Source organism: Zarconia navalis LEGE 11467, from assembly GCF_015207075.1.
In the GTDB taxonomy this organism is placed as follows: Bacteria; Cyanobacteriota; Cyanobacteriia; order Cyanobacteriales; family Geitlerinemataceae; genus Zarconia; species Zarconia navalis.
On the sequence record NZ_JADEXN010000137.1, the window covers coordinates 1 to 10,297 of the forward strand.

At 49.4% G+C, this 10,297-nt stretch carries 8 protein-coding genes; 6 read left to right on the forward strand and 2 right to left on the reverse strand.

All coding sequences use genetic code 11. From position 1 onward, the window contains the following. The coding region (locus IQ235_RS09325) for a cache domain-containing protein (RefSeq protein ID WP_264321202.1) at positions 1 to 828 on the reverse strand (828 nt) is incomplete at its 3' end. Positions 829 to 1,597: 769 nt separating this feature from the next. On the opposite strand from IQ235_RS09325, the gene IQ235_RS09330 reads away from it, so the two are divergent. From IQ235_RS09330 to IQ235_RS09355, 6 genes are all read left to right on the forward strand, one after another. Next, a complete protein-coding gene (locus tag IQ235_RS09330; protein WP_264321203.1) occupies positions 1,598 to 2,380 on the forward strand; it encodes a cobyrinic acid a,c-diamide synthase in 783 nt (260 codons plus the stop codon). Between the two features lie 456 nt (positions 2,381 to 2,836). Then, positions 2,837 to 3,160 carry a hypothetical protein gene (locus IQ235_RS09335; RefSeq protein WP_264321204.1) on the forward strand — a complete coding sequence of 108 codons (324 nt, stop codon included), beginning with the start codon at positions 2,837 to 2,839 and terminating at the stop codon, positions 3,158 to 3,160. Positions 3,161 to 3,189: 29 nt separating this feature from the next. Continuing rightward, positions 3,190 to 3,741: a GIY-YIG nuclease family protein gene (locus IQ235_RS09340; RefSeq protein ID WP_264321205.1), complete on the forward strand. Its 552-nt coding sequence runs from the start codon at positions 3,190 to 3,192 to the stop codon at positions 3,739 to 3,741. A 170-nt stretch (positions 3,742 to 3,911) separates the two neighbouring features. Beyond that, the gene (locus tag IQ235_RS09345) at positions 3,912 to 5,012 is read left to right on the forward strand and encodes a DegT/DnrJ/EryC1/StrS family aminotransferase (protein ID WP_264321206.1); all 1,101 of its coding nucleotides are present in this window, start codon (positions 3,912 to 3,914) and stop codon (positions 5,010 to 5,012) included. A 626-nt stretch (positions 5,013 to 5,638) separates the two neighbouring features. Beyond that, positions 5,639 to 7,345, forward strand: a complete 1,707-nt coding sequence (locus tag IQ235_RS09350) for an ABC1 kinase family protein (protein WP_264321207.1) — start codon at positions 5,639 to 5,641, stop codon at positions 7,343 to 7,345. 158 nt (positions 7,346 to 7,503) lie between these two features. After that, positions 7,504 to 9,432, forward strand: coding sequence for a hypothetical protein (locus IQ235_RS09355; RefSeq protein ID WP_264321208.1), 1,929 nt, complete (start codon positions 7,504 to 7,506; stop codon positions 9,430 to 9,432). Positions 9,433 to 9,857: 425 nt separating this feature from the next. On the opposite strand, the gene IQ235_RS09360 is transcribed toward IQ235_RS09355, so the two are convergent. Further along, the coding region (locus IQ235_RS09360) for a GUN4 domain-containing protein (RefSeq protein WP_264321209.1) at positions 9,858 to 10,297 on the reverse strand (440 nt) is incomplete at its 5' end.

The following is a 10,297-nucleotide window of genomic DNA, read 5'->3' on the forward strand; positions in this document are numbered from 1 at the left end:
GGCTAATTCGGGTGCTTCAACCCATCGATATACCCCGATGGTAGGAATCCCGGCATCATTGAGATAGAAACCGCTCCCATCTTCCCCAGCCAGTACCCCATCGATTTGGGGAGTCTTCAATTTCTCGGAGGGGTCGCTTTGGGCCAACCCTCGACCCCCGACAACTTGACCCGATCGATCTATTAGATAAGCTTTGCTACGGTCACCCAACCCCGTACGAACGTCCACGATCTCATCGATCTTTGCCAGGTTGAGATCCACGACCAGTACGGCGATCGATTCTCCCTTAGAATTGCGCAGGGGGGTCGCCCCCGTCATCGTCGGTTCGTTCGCCCCCCAGGAGAGGTACGGATTCTGCACGAACGTCTCCTGACGACCAGCCATAAAATACGGCTCTCGATCGCGATATTCTCCCTGACGAGAGCGATCGGTCGAAACCCAAATTTTCCCCTCACCCCCTGAGAGAACGGCCACCTGCACCCAATCAGAACGACCGACCACAGCCGAACGGAGGATTTTTTGGATTTCGGCGCGGGCGGCAACAAACTCGGCACTGGCTTCATCTGCGCTTCGTAAGATGTCAGTGCGATCGCGCAGTTCTGGGAGTGCCGCCAGAGCCATCGTCTCCTCTCGCCGATGGCGCACCCAGCGATCGAGAGCTGAAGCTTTGAGAGTGGCCGAAACTTCCAAATGCTCTAACACCAAAGTTTCCAGGGTGGATTTCGCTTGCCAAAATGCGATCGCCCCAACGCCGAAAACCGCAACCATCGACAGGAGCGAAAAACGCCCCACCAGTCGGGACATCAAGCTATGCTTCCAAAATTTCATCGCCCCATCAGTTATCCGTGACTTATTCGTAATTCTTGTTGTCGCGACCGACCTGTTAAGGACGCGCCGCACCCTGAAAAGCCTCGATCGGGCAACAGTGGGAAACTCGTGAACCCCTATGAGAACTGAGGTTAAGGCAGCTAGTCAATTGTAAATTTCGTCAAGCGCATCCAACGACCGCCAAAGCGCCTGCGATGGCGAAAAGAAAGATCGCGTGAGTTATTCCTTCAAGGTATATTATCCTGCGTTCGCAGAGCTACTGACTCACCTCAAACCCCAGGGCAAACGTATCTTATTTTGAAATGCTGACTGGATATGGGATTTATTAGACAAGTATTTTTACTTACCAGTTTTTAAATCTTTTCTGAGTAAGGCTTCTAGAATTTAGATGCGATTGCCCTGCCTCAAACCCGGAGGTCGAGGTTGTTATGATGGGAGCGAAGGGGAGAGTGCGCCACTTTTTGTCTTGGCATCGCGTTTTTGTCGTTGGCACTTAACCCTCAATCTGCAACTCCTAATCCGATCGATTTAGTAATGAGTCTATTCTCAAATCTAACGATAAATCCTGAAATATTTCTCTCTACAGTTCGACTTTTGTTAGTTTGAAGCACCCTCGAAAATAAACTTTTTTATTCATCGAAATTTGTCAATTCGATTGAAATTTAAATCATCAACTGCTCCCATGCTGCTAGAAGATGTCTGGCGGGTTTCGATCTGAGGTTCACTCTCCTATCTTCTCTTATTTGTCCCCATCGATCGATAGTCTAGTATGCGGCCCTCTAACCCTTTTCTCGATAATTCAAAATCTGCCGGTATTTTTGATAAATTACCGAAACCCACTCGTCAGTGGGCCGAAAAACTGCACTGGAACGAACGGCGTTATATTCTATCAATTTGTCATATTCTCTGCGCCGCAACTTCAGAGCAGCAAGCTGAATTCCTCGATGAGTATACGGCTGATGGATTAGTTTCTCGATTAATTGAAGATTTCGATACCCAACAAAAGGTCAGTCGGTATCTCAAACGATTTTATATTCCCACAAAACTAACAGAATCGCTACTGCGCCGATATATTCGTCAATTTTATATCCATTGCGCTCAAGACGTTCACAAGCAACCCGATCGATACCTCGAAGTTGCCGTTCGTTTAATTGGCAATACCCAGGAAAGTAATAATGCGTTTAATTACGTGATGGGTTTTGAATTGTTGAAAATGTTATTCAAAATGAGCTGGTATCAGCAAGAGCAATTCTATATTTTACAAAAGAATCAAGAAGAATTTATTCGAACATATATTAAACCAATTCGAGATGCTCATCGTTTAAATGGAATCATCGTTCCTAAAGATAAAGGAAAGTTTTTTGCAAAGCGCGATTATTACGTTCAAGTCCCTAAAATAAAGACCAAAAAATTAATTGAATTAGTTATGGCAACTTTTGCAGCTCAAAATGTAACTAATTTTGGATTTGCTATTATTCGCCATCCCAATTCAATACGATTCAACTACAAGTATGTTTTTGAGATCGACTCGGAAGAGATATTTCCCGGTTGATCGTCGTTTTTTCGTCATTATTTTTGCCTATAACAAGATATAAACCATCGGATTTTGGCAGTATTAGAACATCACATCCGACCTTTAGCGATCGAACGTCACTCTCGATCGAGACCGCGTTAAGGTCTCAATAGCGATCGCCATCGAGCAATATCCACTTTGTCAAGCCGATCGAACTTTCATTTTTAAATTGATATTCTTCTTCACAAAATGACACAAGCACAGAGCGATCGTTTGAGGTAAGCTGGTAACTTGAATTTGAGTAAAGCTCGAAAACAGGATGTGCAAAGCATCTCTCAAAAAGTATCGACTCAACGAATTAATCAGATGTGGCTCAGCCGGTTGACAACAATTCGATGTCAGTTGTGCCCCGTTCAAAAATTGAGATCGTCGCTTTTTACATAAAAAATTACATTCTAGTCAAGCGTCATTGTCTTTCTTGAAAGTATTACAGATATGCCACTCAAAATTATCGAAAACTTTGACAGCAGCTTTACCCTAGAGCCGGAGGCCAAACAGACTCTGTTTTCATTGCTAATAGGCGATCGCTTTTTAGCGCAAGTCAGTCAGGGCGCTGGATGCGATCGGGTTGAATTTACCGAACTGTTATTTCAGCCGGTTCCTTATAGCAGTGCCACCCCGAAAGGAATGCCTGCCGAATTCGAGAAATATCAGACCTCTGACGATTATCTTATTATCAACGTACCGCCCAACTTTACTTTCGAGTCAAAAATATTTAAACCCAGTCGCCTCTGCGCCATTTATCGAAAAGTTCGCTAATTTTAAAATCGATCGACTCAAAAATTGCAATGACAACTCAAACTCAAATTCTCACTCTTTCCGATTTAGAATACGTTCCTTATTTAGACGATTCCGGTTGTATTCTTGAAGATCCCTTTCAGCGAAAAGTCGGGGTATACGCGATTTTTGATGCCAACAAAGTTTTGCAATTTATCGGCTATTCCCGCGATATTTATCTGAGCCTCAAGCAACACTTGATTCGTCAGCCGCAACAGTGTCATTGGGTTAAATGTCAAACCATCGATCGACCCAACCGTACGATTCTAGAAAATATTCAGAACGCCTGGATTGCCGAAAATGGCAGCACGCCATCGGGTAATGGGGCAGATGTTGTCCAATGGACGCAACCGATCGATGTTAAACCGTTGATGAGTGCAGAAGAACGAGAAAGTTTAGCACGAGTCGCCGGGGAAGATCTCCCCAAAATAAAGTTATTGAAGAAGATTTCGCGACGGGTTGAAGCGGAAATTCTCGCCGAGTTGGAACAACGGGGGGTGAAGATGCAGTTGCGATTCAATCCCAAACTCAAAGAAACGGGTTTGCTAGATTTGAAGTCGTAATCAGCCACACCAACGAACTGTTATGGCACCCACCAAGGCAGGCGCGGACTATTAGGGCAATTGTGTAATTAACCCGCGTCCCTGCCGCTCACAGTCACTTGTGTCCGCGCTCGTTTACGGCGGGGAGGATGTCAAGTAGATTATGTCTATAGAATTGTGGTGTGTGTAGAGTGAAGAATATTCCCCCCATTGACTTGGCACGGCAGTACCAGTCTGTTGGCATGGCGATCGAATCTGCGGTGCAATCGGTGCTGTCTTCCGGTCGCTATATCGGTGGTTCCCCCGTTTCGGATTTCGAGCGTCGGTTTGCCGATTACGTGGGTGTGCGCGAGTGCGTCTCTTGTAATTCCGGTACCGATGCCTTGTTCCTGGCACTGCGCGCGATCGGTATTGGTGCCGGCGATGAAGTCATTACCACCCCCTTTACCTTCTTTGCCACGGCAGAGGTCATCAGTGCCGTCGGCGCAACCCCGGTTTTCGTGGATATCGAAGCCCACACTTTTAACTTCAACGTCGAGCATCTCGAAGCCGCGATTACCCCCCGCACCAAAGCCATTCTGCCAGTACACCTTTTCGGTCAACCGGTGAATATGACGCGGGTGACCGAAATTGCCCGATCTCGAAATCTCGCCGTCATTGAGGATTGCGCTCAGGCAACCGGAGCTAGTTGGGACAGCAGACAAGTCGGTAGTATCGGAGACATCGGCTGTTTCAGCTTTTTCCCCACCAAGAATTTGGGCGCGTTCGGCGATGGCGGTGCGGTGACGACAAACGATGGGGAACTCGCCGAGAAAATGCGCGTCCTCAAAAACCACGGCGCGACTCACCGGTACTACCACGAAGAAATCGGCATCAACAGTCGTCTGGATGCTCTCCAAGCTGCAATTCTACTGGCGAAACTGCCCTATCTCGACAAGTGGAACGACGGGCGACGGGCAGTTGCCGACCGATATCGAGACTTACTCGCAGAGAATGTCGATATCGTTTTGCCCCAAGAACACCCTGGCGGTCGCAGCGTCTGGAACCAGTATACAATTCGGGTGCCACATCGCGATCGACTCCGCGATCGACTCTCGAAAAACGGGATTGGAACGGGTCTCTACTATCCAGTACCCCTCCACCTCCAACCCGTCTACCAAAATTTAGGCTACTCTCCCGGTCAGCTTCCCATCATCGAACGCATCTGCAAAGAAGTCCTCTCCCTGCCCATGTTTCCAGAACTCACCCTCGAGGAACAGCAGCAAGTAGCCGTATCAGTGAGCCATTCATGATGAGCCAATCGTGCCATTGGTGACCAGTTCGGCAATTTCGTCAGGTGTCAGGGTTGTTCGATCGAATCCTGACACCCGATCTCGAATTCGGTTGCATACTGACAATGACCGTTGAGGTGAGAATTAGAGAAGAGATTGAGCCATCGCGATAGATGGTCGCGATGTATCCGAACTCGCTCTTACAGCGACTGCGCGCGTCAGTTAGGAAAATTGTGTCATCACCCCGCGATCTTTCTCTTTCCTCCCCTACTTCCCAACGGTCGGCGTTCCCTTGCGCTTGTCGGCATTTCCTTGCGTCTTGCGCGCCATGCGGGGTTCGACCTCTGTCGCCGACGCGGGATCCGACCGCTACTTCCCCTACCTACTGCCACTTGTGTCCTAACTGATATAGCGACTGCTATATCTCTTCGAGTAGACAGTGTTTCGATACATGAAGAAAAGCTAAAATCTTCCCAAAATACTGGGTCGGACTTTCTGTATTTTTGTATACTTTCATTAAGAGAAAGTCATACTCCCCTGGAAACTTAGTAGGCTATATCTATAAAAAAAGAAGAGCGCACTAAACGGCTCGATAGTCAAGATTTTACATTCATCAACATTAAGTATAGATAGAGGCAAACGTCAGCGTGAATTCCAACTTCTTCGCTCAACTCAGATATTACGATGCCGATGCCATCGCTCGTTACTATCGATCTCGCCCCTGGAAAGCGATCTGGAGAACGGCGACCGTTTTTTGGGTAGCGGCGAGTTTCGTATTGGGTTGGGTGTGGGACGAGTTATTCGATCGCGCCGGACGCAATGCACCCAAGCGGGCCGAACAACTACGGGACGTTCTCACGCATCTAGGTCCCACATTTATTAAAGTCGGTCAGGCTCTCTCAACCCGCCCGGACTTAATTCGCCAGGATTTCCTCGACGAGTTGATAAAACTGCAAGACCGGCTGCCCCCCTTCGATAACGACTTAGCCCGATACACCATCGAGAAGGAGTTGGGGCGATCGCTTGACGAACTCTACTGCGAAATTTCTCCCGCTCCCATTGCTGCGGCCAGTTTGGCTCAAGTATACCGCGCCCGCCTCCACACCGGGGAAGATGTAGCCGTCAAGGTACAGCGACCTAACCTCAAGCCCACCATCACCCTAGACTTATACCTTATTCGCTGGGGGGCGAAAAACTTCGGTCGCTTTCTGCCGTTAAATTTAGGTCACGATTTAGAACTCATCGTCGATGAGTTCGGGATCAAACTCTTTGAAGAAGTTGACTACCTCAACGAAGGACGCAACGCCGAAAAATTTGCCGCCAATTTCAGCGACAATCCCCAAGTCAAAATCCCTGCTATCTACTGGCGGTATTCCAGTATGCGGGTATTAACCCTTGAATGGATTCAAGGGTACAAGCTGACGGGAAACCTCGACTGGGAAACCCTGGGTATCGATCCCAATTCCGTCATCGAAGTCGGCGTGACCAGTGGGTTGCAACAACTTCTCGAACACGGCTTTTTCCATGCTGACCCCCATCCGGGGAATTTGTTTGCCACTGCCGAAGGGCAAATGGCCTACATCGACTTTGGGATGATGGATCAGCTCGAAGAGTCGATGAAAGAAAACTTAGTCGATGCCCTGGTTCACCTGATTAATCGAGATTATCAGGATTTAGCTGCCGACTTCGTGAAGCTGGGATTCCTGACTCCCGATACCGATATCACGCCCATCATCCCTGCCCTCGAGGAGGTGCTCGGAGATATGATCGGACAAAGCGTGCGGGACTTCAACTTCAAAACCGTGACCGATCGCTTTTCGGAGTTGATGTACGAGTATCCCTTCCGCGTTCCCGCCAAATTCGCCCTGATTATTCGATCGGTTGTCACTCAAGAAGGACTCGCTCTCAGCCTCAATCCCGACTTCAAAATCGTCGATATCGGCTATCCTTACATCGCCCGACGGTTGCTGACGGGAGAATCCCCCGAGTTGCGCCGCCGACTGCTCGAAGTATTGTTCGAGGATGGCAAGTTCCAGTGGGAACGATTGGAGAATTTAATTTCCATTGCCCAATCGGACGATAACTTCGATTTGTTGCCCACCGCCGGGTTAGGCATCCAGTATCTCTTCTCCGAAGAAGGTCAGTACTTGCGCCGCCAACTTCTGCTGGCCCTGACAGAAGACGATCGCCTCCACGGGGAGGAAGTGAAGCGATTGTGGGAATTGGTCAAAGATGACGTGCAACCCGATCGCCTGTGGAACGTTGCCATCGATGCGATCGCCGAGTTTTCGGCACAACGGGCCGCATCTTTTCTACCCTCCGTCGCCGCCTTGAATACCTTCGGGCAGAAGTAGGCGGCTCAATTGATTATGCAATATTTGACAAAGATTAATTTTTTAAGTTTTGCATAATCGGACAAATTTTGGATTGAGTAAGAAGCAGGAAGACGGAAAGTCAAATTCGATCTTCATGCTTCGTTAGTCTCAGTCCAAAATTTGTTATTGCATTCAATATGGAACTTCTATCGAACGAAACTTCTTTCAATCTCGGTTCTGCACTCGATCCAATGGGTCAGAACGATCCCCTACAAGACCCTACCCCCGAAACCCAAATAACCGGTGGGGCGATCGATCCCGAGGAACCCATGCTCTTACCCGGTGATGCGGGCAGTCTGGGAGAAACCGACAAAACGAACGAATCCGGTGAGACGCTCGATAATATTATCCTCGGAACCGATCCCGGAGTCGGACTCAAACCCGATCTCGAAAATAGCGATTCCCTCACCGGCGATACCATCGCTCCCTTGGCAGAAGAACCGATTTCGATCTCAACCTTGCCTCCCCTCGTTCCAGAAATTAGTGTTCCCGAACTAGCCCCCATTCCCCTTCCAGGTCCCATCATTCCCGATCTGGATTTCACTTTACCTCCGCTCTTTTTACCGGCTAACGACCAAGTTTTCTCTCAGGATACCCCCGGTGTTGTCGGGCTTTCAGAATCCTCCGATAGTTTCGGTGAAGTTTTGGCAGCGGGGGACTTCAACAACGATGGCTACGCTGACTTAGCTGTCGGTTCTCCCGACGAGGATATCGAAACGGGAACGGGTGTCATTACCAATGCCGGTGCGGTGAATGTCCTGTATGGGACGGCCAGTGGTTTGAGTGCCACCAACGACCAAATTTGGCATCAAAATAGCACGGGAGTTTTAGATTTCGCGGAGGCCTCCGATCGCTTTGGGGCAAGCCTCACCTCCGGCGATTTCAATAACGATGGCTACGACGACCTCGCCATCGGGGTTCCCGGAGAAGACTTGAGCGGCAATAACAATGTCGGTGCGGCAAATATTCTCTACGGGACGGCCAGTGGTTTGAGTGCCACCAACGACCAGTTTTGGCATCAAAACCTCTTGACGGGATCTTCCGAGGAAGTTGGCGATCGCTTCGGTTTTAGCGTTACTTCTGGCGATTTCAATGACGATGGCTACGACGACCTTGCTGTAGGTGCGCCCACCGAAAATTGGAACGTCATTGACAATGCAGGAGCCGTCAACGTCATCTACGGCTCGAATCTCGGCAACGGAACCACCCACGGCCTCAATGCCACGGGTAACCAGATTTGGACGCAAGATTCATTCGGCATCGAAGACCAAGCGGAAGCCTTCGATAACTTCGGCTACAGCTTGACGGCAGGAGACTTCGACAACGATGGCGACGACGACCTGGGTGTGGGGGTTCCCTTCGAGGATATCGGCACGATTTCCAATGCCGGTGCGGTGAATGTGATTAAAGGTTCGACCAGTCGCCTCAGTTCCACCGACGACCAGTTCTGGCATCAAAATAGCTTCAGCATCCTCGATGTTGCCGAAAACTCCGATTGGTTCGGTTACAGCCTGACGGCAGGAGACTACAACAATGATGGCTACGACGACCTGGGTGTGGGGGTTCCTTTTGAGGATATCGGCACCGTCACCAATGCCGGTGCGCTCAACGTTCTTTACGGCGCGACAACGGGTCCGAGCAGTCTAGGCGACCAGTTCTGGCATCAGGATAGTTTTGGAATTGAAGGGGTTGCCGATGCTTTCGATAACTTCGGACGCAGCTTGACTTCCGGCGACTTCGACAATGATGGCTACGACGACCTGGGTGTGGGGGTTCCCTTCGAGGATATCGGCGCGATCTCCAACGCCGGGTCAGTGAATATCCTGCATGGTTCCACCAGCCGCTTGAGTAACAAAAACGATCGCCTGATTTCTCAGAATACCCTGGACATGAGCGACGAACCCGCAGAGAGCTTTGATAGCTTCGGACGTAGCTTGACTTCCGGCGACTTCAATGGCGATGGCTACAGTGACCTTGCAGTCGGGGTTCCCGAAGATGATATTACGAACGGTGGCGGCACCGCGGTCGTTAATGCGGGGGTGGTTAACGTCTTGTACGATGTCTAAACTCTGATGTCTAAACTCTGATGTCTAAACTATAACGTCGGGCTTCTTATCAGTTCGTCGTTGTGAGAAAGCCATACCGAATACAACTCAAAACTTAAGGGCGATCGATTCTAACAATCGATCGCTTTTTGTCAGTGTTTATAGCAGTGCGCGCCGATCTCGTTACATCAATGATGGGGAATGGGAAGATGGAGGGACGCGGGGACGCTCCGGACGCGGAGATGGGAAAATTTACGTCTAATGTGAACGATCGAAAATCCTGGTAAGGGAATGGGAAATGAGGAATGGAAAACCAATTTCTTCGATCGTCTGAATAAACGGCTCGCGCAGCGCTATGGGTATCCGCTTCGATCGTTCCAGGAATCGTTTCGAGCGATCTCACTTTTTCTCGTCATCATCCCCACAAAGCCAGTTAAAAATGCCAGTTAAAAATTGCAACTGGCGAGTTTTCGAGCGAGTACCGATGGTTCCCACCCACAATAGCCAAAGACTTTCACCCACAACACGCGCGGCAAATGTCCGCTAGGTGCTGTGCCATTGAAAGTCAGTTCGTGATAGTTCAACCATTCACCCTCTTGTCGCCAACCGACACGATCGCCGAGAGCTTCGTAACTTTGCCCGACTTCATCGTAAATCGGCTTTTGAATGCTAAACCCGAAGCGCCCCTCGCTATATTGTACCCAGAGTCGATCGATCGTCCGCAGATCGGTACAAGGGAACTGCTCGAAGGTTTGAGTACTGTCATAGTCGCGCTCCATCACGCGGATAATACTGACCATCAGGTGTCGAGTTTCTCCGTCTGCCTCTTTATAATTTTGCGCGGCGAGTAAGTCTCGCAGTTTCCGATAGTCCACCCCCATATCGC

Excerpts from the sequence above, each read along its gene's own strand:
- IQ235_RS09340 (WP_264321205.1), top strand. The coding sequence starts at position 3,190 with ATGACAACTCAAACTCAAATTCTCACTCTTTCCGATTTAGAATACGTT.
- IQ235_RS09355 (WP_264321208.1), top strand. The coding sequence starts at position 7,504 with ATGGAACTTCTATCGAACGAAACTTCTTTCAATCTCGGTTCTGCACTC.
- IQ235_RS09335 (WP_264321204.1), top strand. The coding sequence starts at position 2,837 with ATGCCACTCAAAATTATCGAAAACTTTGACAGCAGCTTTACCCTAGAG.
- IQ235_RS09330 (WP_264321203.1), top strand. The coding sequence starts at position 1,598 with ATGCGGCCCTCTAACCCTTTTCTCGATAATTCAAAATCTGCCGGTATT.